Origin of the sequence: Archangium sp. Cb G35, assembly GCF_001896145.1 — a bacterium.
GTDB classification, from domain to species: Bacteria; Myxococcota; Myxococcia; order Myxococcales; family Myxococcaceae; genus Archangium; species Archangium violaceum.
The window spans coordinates 500,974-519,092 of the sequence record NZ_MPOI01000007.1 but is presented as its reverse complement, the minus strand read 5'-3'; the positions used below and the strand labels follow the sequence as shown (position 1 = coordinate 519,092).

General features: G+C 67.4%; 14 protein-coding genes. 5 read left to right on the top strand and 9 right to left on the bottom strand.

Features of this window, described 5'->3' with window-relative positions; genetic code table 11:
* Window positions 1-13: 13 nt before the first annotated feature.
* The gene (locus BO221_RS23635; RefSeq protein ID WP_073562732.1) at window positions 14-1,399 is read right to left on the bottom strand and encodes a M1 family metallopeptidase; all 1,386 of its coding nucleotides are present in this window, start codon (window positions 1,397-1,399) and stop codon (window positions 14-16) included.
* A gap of 105 nt (window positions 1,400-1,504) precedes the next feature.
* Here BO221_RS23635 and BO221_RS23630 point away from each other — a divergent pair, with 105 nt between their 5' ends.
* The gene (locus tag BO221_RS23630; protein ID WP_073562731.1) at window positions 1,505-1,963 is read left to right on the top strand and encodes a hypothetical protein; all 459 of its coding nucleotides are present in this window, start codon (window positions 1,505-1,507) and stop codon (window positions 1,961-1,963) included.
* Window positions 1,964-2,056: 93 nt separating this feature from the next.
* On the top strand, window positions 2,057-3,736 hold the full coding sequence (locus BO221_RS23625; protein WP_073562730.1) for an RluA family pseudouridine synthase: 1,680 nt from the start codon (window positions 2,057-2,059) through the stop codon (window positions 3,734-3,736).
* A 7-nt stretch (window positions 3,737-3,743) separates the two neighbouring features.
* Here BO221_RS23625 and BO221_RS23620 read toward each other — a convergent pair whose 3' ends face one another.
* Together BO221_RS23620 and BO221_RS23615 are read right to left on the bottom strand one after the other, a co-directional pair.
* Complete coding sequence (locus BO221_RS23620; protein ID WP_073562729.1) at window positions 3,744-4,469, bottom strand: peptidase inhibitor family I36 protein; 726 nt, start codon at window positions 4,467-4,469, stop codon at window positions 3,744-3,746.
* Between the two features lie 202 nt (window positions 4,470-4,671).
* Window positions 4,672-5,841, bottom strand: a complete 1,170-nt coding sequence (locus BO221_RS23615; protein ID WP_073562728.1) for a DUF4388 domain-containing protein — start codon at window positions 5,839-5,841, stop codon at window positions 4,672-4,674.
* A gap of 21 nt (window positions 5,842-5,862) precedes the next feature.
* Between BO221_RS23615 and BO221_RS23610 the strand changes: the two genes are divergently transcribed.
* The 3 genes from BO221_RS23610 (at window position 5,863) to BO221_RS23600 (ending at window position 8,928) form a co-directional block, all read left to right on the top strand.
* A complete protein-coding gene (locus BO221_RS23610) occupies window positions 5,863-6,141 on the top strand; it encodes a glutaredoxin family protein (protein WP_073562727.1) in 279 nt (92 codons plus the stop codon).
* Between the two features lie 129 nt (window positions 6,142-6,270).
* Entirely contained in the window at window positions 6,271-7,209 is a 939-nt protein-coding gene (locus BO221_RS23605; protein WP_143195634.1) for a diguanylate cyclase, read from the top strand.
* A 69-nt stretch (window positions 7,210-7,278) separates the two neighbouring features.
* A complete protein-coding gene (locus BO221_RS23600) occupies window positions 7,279-8,928 on the top strand; it encodes a sigma-54 dependent transcriptional regulator (protein ID WP_073562725.1) in 1,650 nt (549 codons plus the stop codon).
* A gap of 133 nt (window positions 8,929-9,061) precedes the next feature.
* Here BO221_RS23600 and BO221_RS23595 read toward each other — a convergent pair whose 3' ends face one another.
* The 6 genes from BO221_RS23595 to BO221_RS57380 form a co-directional block, all read right to left on the bottom strand.
* Window positions 9,062-9,790 (bottom strand): TfuA-like protein, encoded by a 729-nt coding sequence (locus BO221_RS23595; RefSeq protein WP_073562724.1) that lies wholly within the window; start codon window positions 9,788-9,790, stop codon window positions 9,062-9,064.
* A complete protein-coding gene (locus BO221_RS23590) occupies window positions 9,787-11,049 on the bottom strand; it encodes a YcaO-like family protein (RefSeq protein WP_073562723.1) in 1,263 nt (420 codons plus the stop codon). The genes BO221_RS23595 and BO221_RS23590 overlap by 4 nt, the downstream gene beginning before the upstream one ends.
* A 61-nt stretch (window positions 11,050-11,110) precedes the next feature.
* The gene (locus BO221_RS54930) at window positions 11,111-12,169 is read right to left on the bottom strand and encodes a hypothetical protein (protein WP_158079901.1); all 1,059 of its coding nucleotides are present in this window, start codon (window positions 12,167-12,169) and stop codon (window positions 11,111-11,113) included.
* Window positions 12,170-12,418: 249 nt separating this feature from the next.
* A complete protein-coding gene (locus BO221_RS53930) occupies window positions 12,419-13,171 on the bottom strand; it encodes a hypothetical protein (protein ID WP_143195633.1) in 753 nt (250 codons plus the stop codon).
* 193 nt (window positions 13,172-13,364) lie between these two features.
* Complete coding sequence (locus tag BO221_RS23575) at window positions 13,365-14,282, bottom strand: SDR family oxidoreductase (RefSeq protein WP_073562720.1); 918 nt, start codon at window positions 14,280-14,282, stop codon at window positions 13,365-13,367.
* A 153-nt stretch (window positions 14,283-14,435) separates the two neighbouring features.
* Window positions 14,436-17,936, bottom strand: a complete 3,501-nt coding sequence (locus BO221_RS57380; RefSeq protein ID WP_073562719.1) for a serine/threonine-protein kinase PknK — start codon at window positions 17,934-17,936, stop codon at window positions 14,436-14,438.
* Window positions 17,937-18,119: the final 183 nt, after the last annotated feature.

Here is an 18,119-nt window from a genome sequence, read left to right as displayed (position 1 = left end):
ACCGGAGACGCCGCTACGGAATCTCGGCCGGAACTCCCCGGCCGCGCAGCCAGGTGTCGGCGAGCGGCTTGGGATCGTAGCCCGTCTCGGCCTTCACGAGGTCCAGCAGTTGCTGCATGCGCGCCGTGCCGCCCACGTGGCGCTGGTAGAAGCCCGCCAGCACCCGGTCCATCGCGTCGGCGCCAATCTGCTTCTCCAGCGCGCGGTAGAAGAAGGCCCCCTTCTTGTAGGGGATGTTGGACCAGAGCGGATGGGTGAGGATGTCGATCTCGTTGCACGTGGCATCCGGCAGCGCCTCCGTGTCGCGGCGCGCCACCGCCCGCTCCAACACTCCCTTCCAGCCGGCCCACACCTGCTCCTCGGCCTCCACGCCCTCGGTGGCGCGCACCGAGCGGGCCGTGAGGTACTCGGCGGTGCCCTCGGACAGGACGAAGTCCTCCCAGCACTGGATGCGCACGCCATTGCCGTACCAGCCGTGGGCCGCCTCGTGGTGGTGCACCAGCTTGTCCTTCATGGCGTCCGTGGCCACGTGCCAGTACGGGTGGTGCTCCATTCCGCCATAGGCCCCCTCGCCCCAGTTGGCCGACACCGAGCCCACCTTGTTGCCGAAGGTGTAGGCGCCGTACTTCTTCTCGAAGAAGTCCACCGCGTCCTTCAGGTGCAGCGTGCCCTCGGTGGCCGCATCCTCCTCACCTGGCAGGTACCAGACGGACACCTGGGTCCCCGCGCTGGTGCTGCCCAGTGGCTTCTCGGTGTACTCGCCCACCGCCCAGGCCAGCATGTAGGCCGGAGCGTCGCCCGGGATGCGCGTGGGGTACACCGCCGTCTTTCCCGCGGGCACGTTGCTCAGCTCGAGCGAGAACTTCACGCCGTCTTCCAGCTGCGGGTGGCAGGGGAAGAGGTTGGAGCAGAAGGACGGCCACAGGAAGGTGGTCCCGCTGGGCAGGTACCCGTCGAAGTCCGGCGACTGGCTGAGGGTGTAGTCGATGAGGACGTGGCTCGCCCACTCGGGCACGCCGATGTCCAACTGCCCGTCCTTCACCGTGTAGTTCAGCGCGCCGCAGCGGCTGCGCACGCCGGTGACCTGCAGGTTGCCGACCTTCAACGACAGGGCCCCGCTCTCGGCGTCCGCCACCTGCACGCGAGCCGTGGCGCTCAACGATTCGAGATTCACGCTCAGCGCCAGGGAGCGGATGTCGCGCGATGGATCCTGGCCGGGCTGGGGAGAGGCACCTGGCTTCGAGTCATCGCAGAGGCGGGGACACGCGGGCAGCTCCGCGCCGTTCTCGGGCACCGGGCACGCCAGTGACTCCTCGGTGGGCGCTGGCTCCGTGGGGCGGCAGGCCCAGAGGCTCGTCAGCAGCAGGAAAGTCGTTGTTCTCGAAGGGCTCAGGCGCATACGTATTCCGTGGGAAGCAGGGAAGTCCGGTAGGGCTCCTATCACAGGCGGCCGACCCGTGTGGGCCGTTGGCCGTTGAGCCGGACAGCTTCCCCGGGAGGCGTCATGTCAGGGCAGGACGAGGTCATGCGCGGGATCACCGAGGCCATCGAGCGAAGCCAGCGCGGTGAGCGCGAGGAAGCGCGTCGGATGTTCTCGGAGATCTGGAAGGAGCTGTCTCCCGACGGAGATCCCTTCCACCGGTGCTTGCTCGCGCACTACATGGCCGATCTGCAAGACGACCCGCACGAGGAGCTGGCCTGGGATCTGCGCGCGCTCGAGGCCGCGGACCTGGTTCCCGAGGAGCGGGCGCGCGCGTATCACGAGACGCTGTCGGTGAAGGGATTCTATCCCTCGCTGCACCTCAACCTCGCCGAGGACTACCGCAAGGTGGGTGACCTCGTCCGCGCGCGCGAGCACGTGGCGCGAGCGAGGGCCTCGGTGGAGGCCCTGGGGGATGACGGCTATGCCCAGATGATCCGGGCTGGAATCGAGCGCCTCGCGCGGCAACTGCCTCCCGAGTGACCCGGGTGCCCCGGCCGTGGAAGCGGGTGCTCCGCCGCTCCGATAGCGGGCAGCCGTTCTCCACCCGCCCACGGTTCGTGCTACGGGAGAGCCGTGGAGACGTGGGTCACACCCTTCGAGCCGCAGCCAGCCCCTGACGCCATCGCCGGGTCCTTTCCGAGCCCCTTCGACGAACTAGGTCCCCACGCCCTGGCGCGCCGGGCCGCGGAGTTGTTGCAGGCGGAGTTCCGGGCGGGATTCGTCGCCCCGGGGATTCCGGCCGCGCTGCTCGATGGCCCCGAGGGCGGCAAGATGTTCGGCGTGCTGGTCGTACGGGCACCCGATGGGCGCATCGGGTTCCTCCGGTCCTTCTCCGGTATGCTCGCCGGGCGATGGGAGGTTCCAGGTTTCGTCCCGCCACTCTTCGACCGCGAGGCTCGCGAGCACGTGGAGCCCGCGGGCGAGGCCGTGGTGAAGGCGTTGCTCGCCCGTGCCGAGGCGATGCGGACCTCGCCGGAGCTCACCGGGCTCCGGGCCGCCCATGATGCGCAGGAGGCACGTCACGTCACGGAACGCGCGGAGTTGCGCGCCAGGCACGAGGAGCGCAAGCGGCGGCGCCACACGCGGCGGGCCGAGCTGGAGTCCTCGAATGCGCTCACGGCGGAGGAGAAGCGCGCGGCCCTCCATGCGCTCGACCAGGAGAGCCGGGGCGACAAGGCGGAGAAGCGCCGGATGGATGCGGCCCAGGAGTCCGAGCGCCAGGCCATCGCGCCCAGGTTGGCGCGGCTGGAGCGGCGTCTGCGCGCCCTCGAACGCCTGCGGTGGATTGTCTGCCGCGCGCTCATGAAGCGGCTGCATGACACCTATGGGGTGCCCAATGCCCGGGGCGAGCGCCGTCCACTCCGAGCCCTGTACGCGCCGGGAGAACCGCCCTCGGGGGCCGCCGACTGCGCCGCTCCGAAGCTCCTCGCCCATGCCTTCGCCCACGGCCTGCGCCCGCTGGCGCTCGCCGAGTTCTGGTGGGGCACTCCGCCCTCCTCGGGAGGACGCGCCGCCGGTGCGTTCTACGCCGCCTGCCGCGACAAGTGCGCGCCCCTGCTTCCCTTCATGCTGGAGGGCCTGCGCGTCGACTCCCCGAGGCTCTTCGCACCCCCCTCCGTCGTGACCGGAGACCTGTCCGTCGTCTTCGAGGACGCCTGGATCGTCGTGGTCGACAAACCCGAGGGCCTGCTCTCCGTGCCCGCGAAGGACACCTCGGTGACGGACTCGGTGCTCGCCCGGCTCCGGGTCCGCTATCCGCATGCGACGGGCCCGCTGCTCGTGCACCGGCTCGACCTGGACACCTCGGGCCTGCTCGTCGCGGCGCTCGACTCGCGGACGCACGCGGACCTGCAGCGGCAGTTCGCCCAGCGGGAGATCCACAAGCGCTACGTGGCCTGGGTCGAGGGACTCGTCCGGGGCGAGGAGGGCACCATCGACTTCCCCATGCGCGTGGACCTCGACGACCGCCCCCGGCAGATCCACGACCCGGTGCATGGCAAGGCCGCGGTGACGCGGTGGCGGGTGCTCGAGCGGCGCGGACCACGCACCCGGGTGGCCTTCTTCCCGCTCACTGGCAGGACCCACCAACTGCGCGTCCACGCGGCGCATCCACTCGGACTCGGCGCCCCCATCGTCGGGGATCGCCTCTACGGCCACGAGGACGTCCGCCTGCATCTGCACGCGGAGTCGCTCTCCTTCCTGCATCCGGAGACCGGCCAGCCCGTTTCCTTCGAGCGGCCGGCTCCGTTCTGACCGCCGGCTACCAGAACACGATCAGGGACGACGCCCGGTCATTCCAGTTGTACCAGCGCGGGAACCAGCCGGACCAGCCGATCCACCCGAAGAGGCCCACGTGGGGGATGGCCCAGCCGCGGCCGAGCCACAGCTGATGGCCTCCGAAATTGGAGTGCTCGAAGAGGACCGTCCAGCTCGAGCAGGGGCTGTTCCACACGGACGAGATGCGATCGTTCCAGAAGCCACCCAGGTTGCCGATGGCCTGGCCCGGCCACGCGGAGAACCGCGCGCCGCTGAAGAAGCTGTGCTCCCAGTAGTGCGCGGGAGGGCAGAGGAGCTGCCTCTCCTTGGGCTGCTCCGAGGGCATCTGGCCCGTCTTCTCCATGTAGACCTTCAGGTCCTCCGAGGTGCGGAAGCCCTGGACGACGTCCAGCTCCGCCGAGCGCGAGTCGAGCACATAGTGCCCGATGTGCACCCCGGCCTTCTGGAGCTCCTCGGCCGAGTACAGCTTGCCATCCACCAGGATGGGCAGCTCCGGGAGGAAGCCCTCATCCGGCTTCTCCTGGGACTCGGGGCGCGGATCCTGGAAGGCCAGGTCGAGCGTGGCCGGGTAGATCTCCGCCTCCTTGTTGGCGATGGGCTCCAGATCGTTGGGGGGAACGGGCTCGATGCCTCCACCCGAGGCGAGGGCCGGGCCACTCACGAGGCCGAAGGCGAGGACCAGCGAACCGATCATCTGCTTGCGCTTCATGGATGCTCCTTCAGGGATGAACAGGGGTGAAACAGGGTCTCCCGGCATTTCTGCAATCGCAGGGCCAGCCTGTTTGTCCTGTTTGTCTAGAGGGAGGCGTCTTCCTGTTTATCCCGTTTGTGGCCTCGCGAGCCACGCACGTGAGCGCACGATGTTGTCCGGCCGTCCACAGGCGCGGGCGCGGCGCTTCTCCGCGCCCGTTTCACCGGGGCGTGAGCGTCACCAGCCCGCCGTCCACGAAGGCCTGGAAGTACTTCAGCGCCTCCAGCTCCTTCAGTGGAGACATGGAGATGATGGCCCCCAGGTCACGCTTGCCGTCGATGCGCGACAGCAGGTAGCGCTCGGGGGTGCTCAGCTGCAGCGTCTTGAGCTGCGCCGCGGACATCTGCAGCGTGGGCACCTGGGGCTTGTCCAGCATCTCCCGGCGCAGCATTCCCACCAGCGCGGCCTCCGCCGAGCGCAGCAGTGCCTCCGTCTCCGGCGTGGGCGCCATCTCGTGCGCCCGGCGCGCCAGCGCCTCGCCGTCCCGGAAGTTGCCGTTCTCCAGGAAGGACTGCGCCGCCTGGATGACCTCGCTCGTGGGGGACTCGGCGCCGATCACATCCACGTCCACCACCTGCGCCTCGTCCTCCTCCGAGGGCGTGGGCCGCTGGCGTCCCGGCGGCGGCGTGGCCGAGACCTTCACCGCCTCCAGCCGGTAGAGCGCGTACAGGCGCTGGTACACCAGGAAGTCCGAGGCGTGCAGCACCTTGGCCATCTCGTCGATGGTCAGCCCCTCGCGGATGCGCTTCACCAGCTTCGCGTCCAGGGTGCCCGGCTTGGGCGGCTCCGGCAGCCGGCCCTCGTCCACCGTCAGGTACAGGTTCCCCGAGGGGAACGCCGCCCGGATGGACTGCCAGGCCGTCTCGCGGAAGTCACCCTCGCGGCGCACCTCCGTCAGGTCCACCCGCGCGTCCACGCCCTCCACCTCCGCCACCGCCCCGGCGTCGAAGGAGAACTCGCCTTCCTCCCAGCGGAACATGTCCAGCAGTGTCTCGCGGAACTTCAGCGAGAGCGTGGCACGCACCGTCGGCTCGGACACCAGCCCCGTCATCACGATGATCTTCCCCAGCGGTACCTTGGTCTCGCGCTGGGTGGCGAAGGCCTTGCTGAACTGCTCCTCGCTCAGGTGCCCCATGTTGATGAGGAACTGGCCGAGGAACTCGCGCGGCTGGTTGGAGCTGGCGCTGATCACATGCCCGGCCCGCACGAGGATGAGCTTGCGCACGCCCGCCCGCATGACCCGCAATGTGCCGGTGGCCCGCCGGCCGCCGAGGTAGGCGACGAGATCCCTCAACGGCATCGTCGAGAAGTCACCTGACAGGCCGCGCATGACGTCACATCCTTCTGCCGAATGATTGTCCGACTCTACTCGAAACCGAACTGTTGCCTCTGCGACCAGGCGAAGGAAGTCCTGGAGCGGGTACGCGAGCGCATCCCCTTCGACCTGGTGGAGGAGGACATTCGCGCCGATCCCGCCACCTTCGCCGCGTACCGCTACGACATCCCCGTGGTCATCATCGACGGCCGGGACACCTTCAAGCTCCGGTTGGAGGAGTCCGAGGTCGAGGCGTGCCTCCGGAGGGCGACAAATGGCACGCCGGTTGCTCATTCCGGGGAGCATGAGGAGTAACTCCCTTCCCACCCTCAGGAAAAACAGGGGGATGCGAAGGGGAGGCGGCGGGAAGGGCTGTAAACCTGGGGAGAACGCCGGAGGAACGATGGGGAAAAAGGTTCTGGCCGGACGGGGGACACGGTGGCGTTGAGGAGCAAGCACAAGAGGGCGGACCAACCCCTCACGGTGTTGGTGGTGGAGCCGCGGGCGGGAGACCTGGAGCGCACGAGGGTGGAGCTGGGTGAGGCGGGCTTTCGGGTGGTGCCAGTGACGCGCTTCGACGCGGCGGGGCCGCTGTTCGAGGCCATCCGGCCGGACGCGGTGGTGCTGGCGGCTCAGGCGCCGGACTACGCGGCCGTGTCGGTGGCGCGGCGGCTGCGGCAGATGGGCCGGGGCGCGGTGCCCATGCTCTACCTGGTGGACTCGGGGGACCGGGAGGCCTGGCGTCACTGCCTGGAGAAGGGGCTGTGCGTGGACATGGTGCCGCGCAGTGGCTCGGGCGAGGAGCTGGTGCTGCGCCTGCGCGCCCAGCTGCGCCTCAAGGCGTCCGTGCGCCGGGAGATGATGCCCGAGGACCCGGGCTCGGCGGCCCTGCATGATCCGCTCACCGGGCTCTACAACCGGCCCTTCCTGCTGGAGCTCATCGCCCTGGAGACGCGGCGCATCGAGCGCTTCGGGGGCAGCTTCTCGGTGGTGGCGGGGGCGCTCGAGGACTACCGCACCATGCGCAAGGAGTCCGGCAGGGGCCTGGCCGAGCGCCTGCTCGTGTACTGCTCGGTGGTGTTCGGCCAGACGGTGCGCGAGGCGGACGTGGTGGCGCGCGTGGGCGAGGACGAGTTCGCGGTGCTGCTGCCGGGGACACCGGCGGAGGGAGTGCCGGACGTGATGGCGCGCGTGGGCGATCGCTTCGCCCTGGCGCGGCTGCAGGTGGAGGGCAAGGTGCTGCGCCCCTCGTTGGCGTTGGGGGCGGTGAGCTATCCGGACGTGGTGGGGTCGCCGGTGCAACTGCTGACCCAGGCGCTGCAGTCGCTGCGCAGGGCTCGCGAGGAGCGCCGGAGCGGCACCGGAATGGGACTGACGGTTTGATCGAGGGATGAGCCCGGTGGGCGTCCCACGGAGTGAATCGAGATGGACAGGGTGAGGGGAGGCGAGGGGATGGATCGGATCGCGGTGCTGGTGGTGGACGACGAGGAGCAGGTGAGGACGTTCCTCGGCGAGCTGCTGGGCAGCTCGGGGTACCAGGTGCGCTGCGCGTCGAGTGGCTCCCAGGCGCTGGAGATGCTCTCCGGCGGCTCGTTCGACGTGGTGCTGCTGGACGTGATGATGCCGGAGATGAGTGGCCTGGAGGTGCTGCGGCGCTACCGGGCCTCCGGCGGCGGTGCACCCGTCATCGTGCTCTCGGCGCTCTCGGGCGCGGAGGACGCGATGCGTGCCATGAAGATGGGCGCCAGCGACTACCTGTCCAAACCCTTCAGCAGTGACGAGCTGGAGGACGCGATGAGCCGGGCGCTCGGCAGCCGCATGCCGGCGCGCCAGGCTCCGGCGGCCCAGGCGGCGAGCGCGTCGGCGTCGCGGGAGGAGTCGAGCGGGGAGCGGATCCTCATCTCGCACTCGCCGGCCATGCGCAAGGTGCGCGCGTTGGTGGAGCGCATCGCGGACACGGACGTGCCGGTGCTGCTGCTGGGCGAGTCCGGAACGGGCAAGGAGGTGATTGCCCGCGAGGTCCACGCGCGCAGCAACCGGCGCAACCGGCCGTTCATCAAGGTGAACTGCGCGGCGCTGCCGGGCGAGCTGCTGGAGAGCGAGCTCTTCGGCCACGAGCGCGGTGCCTTCACGGGCGCGACGGCGGAGAAGCCGGGCAAGTTCGAGCTGGCGGATCAGGGCACCATCTTCCTGGACGAGATCGGCGAGATGGCGATCCGCCTGCAGGCCAAGCTGCTGCAGGTGTTGCAGGACGAGGAGTTCTTCCGGGTGGGCGGCAAGAAGAGCGTCCGGGTGGACAGCCGCGTGGTGGTGGCGACCAATCGCGATCTCGAGCGGGAGATCGAGCTGGGCAACTTCCGCGAGGATCTCTTCTACCGCCTGAACGTGGTGGCGATCCGGCTGCCGGCGCTGCGCGAGCGGCCGGAGGACGTGGTGCCGCTGACGGACCACTTCCTGAAGAAGTACGGGCGCCAGTACATGAGCGGGGTGGCGGAGCTGCCGCCGGAGGTGCTGAGGGCCTTCACGGAGTACGAGTGGCCGGGCAACGTGCGCGAGCTGGAGAACATGGTGCGCCGGCTGTGCGTGCTGAAGGATCCGACGCTGGTGCTGGACGAGCTGCGCTCGGGAGGCCGTGCGCCGGCGAGTGCGCCGTCGCTGCCGACGTCGTACGCGGGAGACGGGGACGTGGAGCCTCCGGCGCCGACGATGACGCGGACGCCGGTGCCGATGCCCCAGACCGCCGTGACGGTGGCGGGCCCGGGCGGGTCGGTGCAGGTGCTGGAGATGCCGGCGCGCGGGGCGGTGCCCGCGGCGGAGGTGCCGGTGAACCAGGTGGTGGCGCAGCCGAAGTACACGAATCCGTTCGACGTGCCGCAGCCTCCGCCTCCGCCTCCGACGGTGCCGGAAGGCGAGATGTCGCTGAAGGACATCGGCAAGAGGGCGGCGATGCTGGCGGAGCGGGAGGCGATCCTGGCGATGCTGCAGCGCACGGCGTGGAACAAGCGCCGGGCGGCGAGCAAGCTCCGCATCAGCTACAAGGCGCTGCTCTACAAGATCAAGGAATGCGGAATCGTGGACCCGAGGGCCTCGGCCGAGTTCTGAGGTTCCACCTCGAGGGTCCACTGAGGCCCTACCCCTCTCCCCCCGGGAGAGGGACGGGGTGAGGGTATCGAGGACCCCGGGTTGAGCCCCATGTGCCAGCGGCGCTGGTACGTGGGGCTCTTCTCCGTTCAGGTCAGGGCTCGCGGAGGCGGCAGGCCGCCTCCCAGGCATCGGTCCGGGAGAGCCAATAGGAGACCTTCTTCGGACCGGGACGCCGGGTCAGCTCGGCGGACATGGTACGCAGCATGGCCAGGGCATCCTCGCGCTTCTGATTGACGCGGCCCTGGGGCAACCAGGCGCGGAGCCGCTCCAACTCGGGAGAGGGCACGCCCTGGTGGGCTGCCTGGGCGAGCAGGTGGGGATAGCCGCGCTCGGGGTAGTAGAGCCCCTTGGCCATCCGCTCCAGCGCCTGTCGCGTGTCCCCGCGGATCACCCGGGCCCGTTCCGCGGCCGCCAGGGTGGCGCGGATGTTGACCATGGCCTCCGAGAGCGGGCGGAAGCCCTCTTCCTCCGGAGCGTGCATCACCGCCACCTCGTCATCATCCTCAAGATCGCCATGGAGGAACGCCTCGAAGGTGGCTCCGACGCCACGCATGCCGAACGGAGCCAACTCCACGGCGCGCAGGGCGCCCATGCTGGCGCCCCCGTAGACATGGATGCCCTCGGACATTGCCCAGAGGATCTCCTTGTGCCACACGGCGGGGAGGCGCTCGAAGTAGCCGTCGATGAGGCCAATCGCCTCGGGGTGCTCGCGCGCGGCCCGGTACACGTCTCCCTGGGCCGCGGGTGGCAGGAACACCGCGTCGAGCTCTTGTCGTGCCTGCTCGGCGGGGAGGGTTGGTCCAACGAAGACGTAGATCACGACTGCCGCTCCTGCTGGATCCGGCGGGCCCGGGCTCCCAGCACGTAGCCTGGAGCGTCATGGATGGCCTCCAGGCCGGGAATGACGACCCGCGCCACGGCGATGCCAAACGCGGGTTTGGAGAGATCCACCACGACCACCTGCTCGATTCCCGCCGTGGCCAGGCGCTCCAGCTCCCAGGCCACGTCCTCTTCGAAGCTCTCAGCCTCGAAGGAGGGGGCCTGCTGGAAGCGCCGCATGGCCCCGCTGGAGCGCATCACGGCGTGGACGCGCCGCCAGAGGTCCGGCGCCTGAAGGGCCTCATAGTACCGGGCGACGCCGAGATCATCACGGGAGCCGGAGATCAGCGTGGCCCGCACCTGGGCCGCCTCGGTGAGAGCGCGGGACAGGGCCACCTGGCGGGCCGGATGACACCCCGCTCCCGTCGTCGGGTAGAGCGGACGGAAGGGCTCGGGCTCGCGCTCGGCGGTCATGCAGTAGAAGGTGGGCAGACCCACATCGGAGGTCGTCTCCCAGACGGCCACGTCCACACCGGCGCGGTCGAACTTCTCCAGCACGTCGCGGCAGCCCGGGTCGTCCACTGAGCCCAGATCGAGCCGGGTCTGATGCCGCTCCTCGGCGGTGCGCTGATGCCAGAGGGTGACGGCGTCGCGTTCCACCACCTCACAGATGCCGTGGCTGATCGCCTCGAGCAGGTGGTTTCCGGAGGCCAGCCCGTTGGAGCTCATGAAGAACGAGCCACTGCCGGAGGGCAGGGGAACGGTGAAGTCGGTGTGCACCAGCTCATAGGGCAGCCACACCGGTCTGCCGCCGAGGAGGTCATGGCCCTCGATCCACAGCAGCCGCAGGTTGGGGTGGAAGGCGCCCACCGAGAGGCGGGGAAGGCGGGTGACGTCCACCAGGGGATGGCTGAAGCGCAGCTCGTTATAGGTCGCAAGCGTGAGGGGGAGGGTGATGTGCTCGGCGTGGTACGTCTCGATGGCCTCCATGAGTCCGGAGACCTTGGCGGAGGTGAGATCCAACCCCTTGCCCTGGGAGACCGCGAGGGAGCGCGCGTTGGGCCGGCAGACCGTCACCACGGGGATGCCCAGGCGATCCAGGCCAGTGATGTTGGCGATGCGGGTGATGCCCATCACCGCCATGAGGGGACGCACCCGCCGGAGCGTCTCCTCCGGGGAGAGCAGCCGGTGGGTTCCGGCCCGGTAGCGTTTGGGTGTTGACCGAAGGGCGGTACTGGAGTCTGTCGATGACACGGGCATCACCTGGCGTCCCTGTGTTCGCGTTCAAGGCAATGAGGAGCAACCACAGCATCCTGCGGATTCAAGTCTGATCGTCACTCTCATTGTCTCGCGTCTCTTTTTCCGCGAGGCCCTTCTCCGCCTCCTTCGCGATGGGCTTCTGCTCTCTCTCCTTGAGAGCTTTTTCCTTCTTGTCGACAACATCTTCCCTTCTTATGAGTTCCTGCACTTGCCTGGCGAGTTCCGCCTGCGTCATCTTTCGCGGAGCCGCTCTTTTCTTGGCGTTGAGTCTGATTTGCAGATTCTTGTTTTCATCCCTCATTTTTTTCAATTCACCGGACCAGTATTTCAGTATTTCCGGGCTGACCTGGCTTGGTTCGAGGTCGAGGGAAATTCGCTTGAATGATGCCCTCCGTGGTACTTGCGTTCCTTTCAGTTCCGCCGTGAGTCTCGCTTTGTTATATTTTTCTTCCTCGATCTGTGCCTCCAGGGAACTCTTTTCGATGAGCACAGCGGCTCTGGTGCTTCCATGCCGGATGGAAGCAACATTCAGCAGGTAACACGCGCAGCCCGCCGTTGGCAGGCTGGGCATGTCCGCGATCTGGGTACCCAGTTGCACCATGAACTTGGGTGTATTCTCCAACGAACGCGGGAGACTTGTGTACTCATTTGAGTAGATCTGCTTTTTGAGCAGGTAGAATTTCCTGTCCGTTCCAAAGATCACCAAATCGTCTTTCTCGATTTTCAGATTGAATTTGGGGATGATAGGGCCTGATGGGGCTGCCTTCCCGTTCTTGGTGTTCGTGGGTTTTTGGCATTTGCAGGTGGTGTCATCGAGAAAGGAGATGGGGGGATCTCCAGCCTTTTCACTCACCTGCCGGATGGCGGCCAGATTCATGAGTATGCATGCGCTGGCCTGTGTCAGTTCAACAAGTTCGACTGGTTGCGCGGATGTTCTATCATTTTGTCCTTCACCCGATGAAGCGGCTGCGTTGAGCAATTGAAGAGAGGCGACATCCGAGACCATCGCGCCCATCCCCACCACGAACTCCGCAGTGCTCATGAATTCGCTTGGGAGAGGCTCCGATGTATAGGTTTCAGGGGAAACCACGTAGAATTTCCCGTCCTCGCCGAAGATCACCAGATGGTCCACTCCGAGCTGCAACTCTGCCAGATACCGCTGTGGGGTTTCGGTGAGTTTTGGAGTGGCGGGGCCGGGAGTGGCGGGGGCGGGAGCGTCTGGGCCGGGAGTGGCGGGGGCGGGAGCGTCTGGGCCGGGAGTGGCGGAGGCGGGAGCGTCTGGGCCGGGAGTGGCGGGGGCGAGAGCGTCTGGGCCGGGAGTGCCGGTGTCGGTTTTTTGGGGAGCCATATCGATTGGTCCTCTTGGTTCCTAAAGGAAGAAATTCACATCGGCCCTGACCTTGGGCTCCAACAGAGGGTAGAGTTGGTAGTGCCGTGACACGTTTCTACAGACATGTTGATCCTGGTCGCAGAGGAGGTCGATCTGGGCATACGTCAGATTCTCCGCGAGTTGTGGCATCAGCTTCCGGGGACTTTCAGGGTCTTCGTACTCCCAGATGTTCAACAATGTCGTTTCACGGTTTTTACTCTTGTATTGTCCCGCGACAACCAGGGACAGTCCGTACTGCTCGAAGTTGTCAAGCAGTGCCGGCATGTGTTCATTGAATTCGTCCAGATAGTTGATGTCGTGCAGGGTGCAGACGACATGCAGGAGATAGGGTTTGGTCGCCACGAGTTGTGCGCATTGAGCCTGTCCCAGTCCATTGAGCATATATGGCAACTGAGTCAGCTCTTCTTTGTCGTTGTATGGGAGGCGAGACTGTCTTCTGAACTTGCGTTCCTTGCTGGTGATGCGTGCATCCTCCAGGACACGCTCCAAATCCCGCATGCGTGAATCGTTTTTCATGTCCTCCATGGCTTCATCGAATCGGAAGACGTTCTCGACATAGTAGACCTCGAAGAGCCTGTCGGGATCGCCTGTCAGCGCGGAGGCCTTGACCTGCCGCCGTATTTGGTATTTCTCCAGGAATCGTTTCCGGAGTTGGGCGGCATGGAGGTAGCGCGGCAGTTGGCCGTGTTTCACCTTGGCGGTGTAGAAGAGATAGCGTGTTGCTGAACTCATGAGTTTCCTCCTGGCTGGGTTTCGAAAGACATGCTTCGGCGATGCTGTCCGCGGGGAGTCGCGGGCGGCCGGTGGCGTAGCGTGGGCAATGGAGGGTCGAATCCGTTCAGCCGGGTGACGTTCCATGCCACTCCTATGGGCGGTATGGACAGAGCGCTTGCGGGCGGGGCGGTTCCCGCCGGGTTCAGCTCATCTAGGGGGCGTGATGAGACTCCGCCGTGTGGCCGGGAAGCACGCGCTCCACGTAGTCGCGTAGCGTGCGGGGGCGGAGCCCCATGGCCTCCATCGCGGGTCTGGGATCGACCGGGCCTCCGAGCGCGACGTTGAGCATCATCGCCGCGAAGGAGCGCTGCAACGGATCGGTGGCGCCGTCGAACTGCTCACGCAACACCTGCTCGGGGATCTGCTCCAACTCCCAGCGGCGCCCGCTCCGCTCTTCGCTCATCCGGACCACGTCGAGCTGCCCGAGTGCTTCTTCTCCTCCGAGTGGGAGGGTGGCATTCCAGGCGTTCGGGCTCTCCAGCGCACCCACGGCGAAGCGGGCCACGTCCTCGACGGAGATCCAGTTCAGCTTGCCTTGACCCGTTCCGAAGATCCGGGCCCGTGCATTCAGGAAATCGAAGCCCAGGGCGGGGCTCAGCCAGACCTCGGTGAAGTAGGTGGGTTGGAGGATGGTGTAGCGGGGAAATCCGCTTCTCTTCACGGCCCGCTCCACCTCTCGCTTGGCATCCTGGAGCGGGAAGCTCCCCTGGAGGGGGGCGAACGAGACGAAGACGAAGTGCTCCACCCCGGCGCGCTGGGCTGCCTCCACCAGGGCAAGCTGGCCTTCGAGATCCACGGACTGGATGGAGTCTCCCGCCTGTCTCGAGAGTGTGGAGGAGGCGGTCGAAATGATTGCCCGGGTTCCCTCGCAAATGGCGTCGAGCGAGGGCTTGTTCTTGAGATCTCCCCGCAGGAGTTCCACGCCAGCCCGTTCAAGTTGCTCGACGCGGCTCGGATCCGACGTTGGCCGGACCATGGCCCTCACGGGGACACCCGCCGTGGACAGGTGCTTGCAGACCGCACCACCCAGCAGCCCCGTGGCGCCTACGATAGTCGTGATATGTTTCATGGTCTCTTCCCCTCACTCTCCTCATTCCCAGCAATTGCCAGGGACTGCGCCTGGGTGGGCCAGCGTGTCTGCCTCATCCAGGGAAAATCCCTCCACAGGGAGAGTGAAGTGTCCGTGGATGTGATACCACCCGTACGGTGGGGCATATCAGGCTTACAGGAATCCCAAGCGTTGCGCCGACTCCGAGGCGTGGCGCAGATATTCCCGCACCACCTCCTGCTTCCCCTCGTTCCAGGCTGCGAGCGCAGTTTCCAGTGGGGCGGCCAGTTCCGATGACAGTCTTTGCTGGGTGGGTTCCAGCAGTGCACGCGCATGCTTCACGGCCTCCGCCAGGGCCTGGCGCCGCGACGCCGCCGCGAGCAGCACCCACAATCCCAGCCATTGGAAGGGATAGGGGTAGATCGCCGAGAGCTTGCCCCAGCACTCCAGGGCCTCCCGGGCCTCCTGCTCGGCCTCGTCCACCCGGCCCTCCCGCCAGGCCACCCAGGCATGGTTGGCCCGGGCCGCTCCCGCGTAGTCGTGCATGCCCGTGGCGATCGCGATCTCCAGGCTCCGCTCGCTGTACTCACGCGTGAGCTCGAGTTGGCCCCGCATACGATACACCACCGTCAGGTAGGTGAGGAGGCGTGACTTCATCGTCATGTCTCCCGTTTGTTCCACCCACTCCAGCCCGGTGAGGCTCTCCTGCTCGGCTTCATCGAAGCTGCCATGGAAGAGCAGGGTGAAGGCATGGCAGAAGCGGGCCAGCACCTTCGCATCGATGTTGCCGGACTCCTCGCTGGCCACCACCGCCAGACGGCCGTATTCCACCGTCTCGGCGGGAATCACGTAGCGCTCCTCCCGGAAGGACGTATTGGCGAGCGACACGAAGAAGTGCGCGCGTTGGAGGGGCGTCCCGTACTTCTCCATCACCGGACGGATCTTCCCCACCAGCCCGGCCATCTGCTCGCGCTGGTTCATCCAGTAGTAGGTCCAATGGCGATCCATCTGGATCTGGATCCATTCCTTCCACCAGGAGGAGACGTCCGGGTCCGACGCGTCGTCCTTCCCGGTCGGGGTGCCCAGGGCGGTCTCCCCCTCGGCATAGGCGTGCAGCGCGTGCTCGTGCTGGTGGTGCGTCTCCCACGACTTGCCCACCTTTCGGTGGAGGCAGGCCCGGTGGAGCCGCTCGTCCCGCGAGAGCCGCGCCAGGGCCTCGCCAAACGCCGCGCGGGCCTCCTCCTGCTGCCCGGTGAGGGCCAGCACGTCGCCGAGACTCTCGTGGGTGCCCAGCAGGGCCGTGCGCCAGTCCTCCGGCTCGTGGGGCTGCGGCTTCAGGTGCTCGCGGGCCTCGACGAGGGCCGCCCGGTAGTAGGTGATGGCCTCGGCGTTGGCGTGGGCCGTGCGAGCCCCCTCGCCCGCCAGGTGGAAGTAGCGGCTGGCCCGGTCGTGCACCTCCGCCTTGGCCCAGTGCTGGGCCAGGGCCGGGATGTAGAGGGCGAAGTCGAGCGCTTGCTTGTAGCGATGCTCGATGGCCTCGGCGGCCCGGCGGTGGTGCTGGCGGCCGCGCGCGTGGGGGATCCGGGCGTAGGTGAGCTCGCGCAGCATGTCGTGGAGGAAGCGCAGCTTGCCTCCTGCGGCCTTCTCCAGGATCTGCCGCACCCGCAGCGTCTCCAGGGACTCCAGGGCCACCGGGTGCTCCAGCGGCGCCGTGTCCAGCAGCAGCTCCGCGTCGAATTCGCGCCCGAGCACGGCCGCGCTCTCCACCAGCATCTGGGCCCTGGAGTCCAGGTCGCTCAGGCGCCGATGGATGATCTGCGCGATGGAGCCGGGCAGGGACAGGCTCTCGAGGGAGCCGCCCGTGCGTGCCCGCTCATCCAACCGCCACTGGCCGGAGGTGTCGCGGTGGAGCAACCCCTCGGAGATGGTCGCCCGCAGGTACTCGGCGACGAAGAAGGGATTGCCTCCGGAGCGGCTCACCAGTCTGTCGAAGTCCCGGGGCAACGCGTGCAGCGCGAGCATGCCGCGCGCCATGGACTCGATGCTGCGCTCGTTGAGCCGGTCCAGCTCGAGCCGCAAGGAGCCGGGGACGGACACCACCGCGCGCAGGGCGTCGCTCAGCTCCTCCATGCGGTAGGTGCACAGCATCAACACTCCATGCTGGACCAGGTCCTCGTACCGGAGCTGGCTCAGGAAGGTCAGCGTCATCTCGTCGGCCCATTGGAGGTCGTCGATGATGAGCAGCACGGGATCCTCCTCCGCGAAGGCGAAGAGGACGTCCTGGAGGGCGGAGAAGATGCGGGCCCGTGCGGCATCCGCATTGGAGAGCGGAGGGGGCGGGGGGAGCTCCCGCTGGCCGGGGAGCTCGTCCAGGAGTGGCTCGTAGGCCACCAGCACCTTGCCCCGGGGGCCCAGCAGCCGCGCCGTCTCCTCCGCGCCATCGTTTCGGCACCGGTCCGCCACCGCGGCGAGCAGGGCTCGGAAGGGGTGGAGGGGCGAGGCCTTCATGGAGACGTCCACCCGTGCGCCGGAGAGGCCCATCGGGATGCACTCGCACGTCACCACCGGGATGCTGCGGTAGAGCGCCTCGCGGGCCAGCTCCAGGGCCAGACGTGTCTTGCCCACTCCGCTGCCACCGCCGATGAAGACCCGGCCGCCCTTGCACAGCAGCATGTCGTCCAGCAACTCCCGCAGCGTGTGCATGGACTCTTCGCGTCCGGTGAAGGGCGGGCGGTAGAGGTAGGGCCGGGGTGTAGGGAGCTCCTCGGGCTCGTCCGCGTCCACCCCCAGCTCCGAGAGCACCCGGGCCACGTCCTCGGCATAGCCGAGCCGGTCCTCGGGCCGCTTCGCGAGCAGCTTGAGGATGAGCCATTCCAGCCGCGGGGGAATCGGCTCCGCGACGAGCTGGGAGGGCGGGGTGGGTTGCTCCTGGAGATGCCGGCGGCGGACGACCATGCCCGAGCTGCCGAAGAAGGGGACGAAGCCCGTCACGCACTCGTAGAGGATGCAGCCCAGGGAGTACAGGTCGGCCCGGGCGTCCACGAGGTCTCCGCGGATCTGCTCGGGTGCCATGTACATGAGCGTGCCCAGGCCCGCGCCGTCGACGTTGAGGACATCGCGCCCGAAGGCGCCGTCGAAGTCCACCGCCAAGCCAAAGTCACCGAGCACCACGGTACCGTTGTCCCGGATGAAGATGTTGCCGGGCTTGAGATCGCGGTGGACGAGGCCGCAGCCGTGCAGATAGGTCAGGGGGGCGCACAGCCGCATCACCGCTTCCAGCAACGGGCGGGCGGGGAGCTGCGGGGCTGTCTGCCCGGCGCCCGCCTCTTCCCTCCAGGCCGACATGCCCGTGCTCACCCAGGAGTGGGTGGAGCGAGAGCCGGTCTGGTTGTAATAGCGCTCGAGGAGCTGTTTGAAGGTCCGGGCCTCCAACAATTCCATGGCGTACCAGGGCAGCCCCTGGGAGACGCCGTGCGCGATGATCCGGACGATGCGCGGGTGGTGGATGCGGCTAAGCGACTGGACTTCCCGCCGGAGGCTGGCCAGCGTGGTGGTCCGGGTGGCGCGGACCGTTTTGATTGCCACGCGCTCGCCCGTCTCCCGATGGAGCCCCTGGTAGACGATTCCCATTCCCCCACTGCCGAGGATCCCCTGGATGAGATAGGGGCCCATCATTTGCGGCAGGGCGGGCGGTTCCCTGCCTGATCGAGAGACATCCACTCGGCTCATTGCTCCCCCCGTTCCGAAGGGCAGCGCCGCTCGCCAGGATGCGGGTGGGCGTTGGCTGCCCCGGACTCGTCGCGTCTGGTTCTTCCCGCCTATATGGGTAGGGAGGGCAAGGCGGGAGTGACAAGAAGG

Bases quoted from the DNA above. Each gene is read 5' to 3' on its own strand.
- BO221_RS23635 (WP_073562732.1), bottom strand. From the start codon at position 1,399: ATGCGCCTGAGCCCTTCGAGAACAACGACTTTCCTGCTGCTGACGAGC.
- BO221_RS23630 (WP_073562731.1), top strand. From the start codon at position 1,505: ATGTCAGGGCAGGACGAGGTCATGCGCGGGATCACCGAGGCCATCGAG.
- BO221_RS23620 (WP_073562729.1), bottom strand. From the start codon at position 4,469: ATGAAGCGCAAGCAGATGATCGGTTCGCTGGTCCTCGCCTTCGGCCTC.
- BO221_RS23615 (WP_073562728.1), bottom strand. From the start codon at position 5,841: ATGCGCGGCCTGTCAGGTGACTTCTCGACGATGCCGTTGAGGGATCTC.
- BO221_RS23610 (WP_073562727.1), top strand. From the start codon at position 5,863: ATGATTGTCCGACTCTACTCGAAACCGAACTGTTGCCTCTGCGACCAG.
- BO221_RS23600 (WP_073562725.1), top strand. From the start codon at position 7,279: ATGGATCGGATCGCGGTGCTGGTGGTGGACGACGAGGAGCAGGTGAGG.
- BO221_RS23590 (WP_073562723.1), bottom strand. From the start codon at position 11,049: ATGCCCGTGTCATCGACAGACTCCAGTACCGCCCTTCGGTCAACACCC.
- BO221_RS53930 (WP_143195633.1), bottom strand. From the start codon at position 13,171: ATGAGTTCAGCAACACGCTATCTCTTCTACACCGCCAAGGTGAAACAC.
- BO221_RS23575 (WP_073562720.1), bottom strand. From the start codon at position 14,282: ATGAAACATATCACGACTATCGTAGGCGCCACGGGGCTGCTGGGTGGT.
- BO221_RS57380 (WP_073562719.1), bottom strand. From the start codon at position 17,936: ATGATGGGCCCCTATCTCATCCAGGGGATCCTCGGCAGTGGGGGAATG.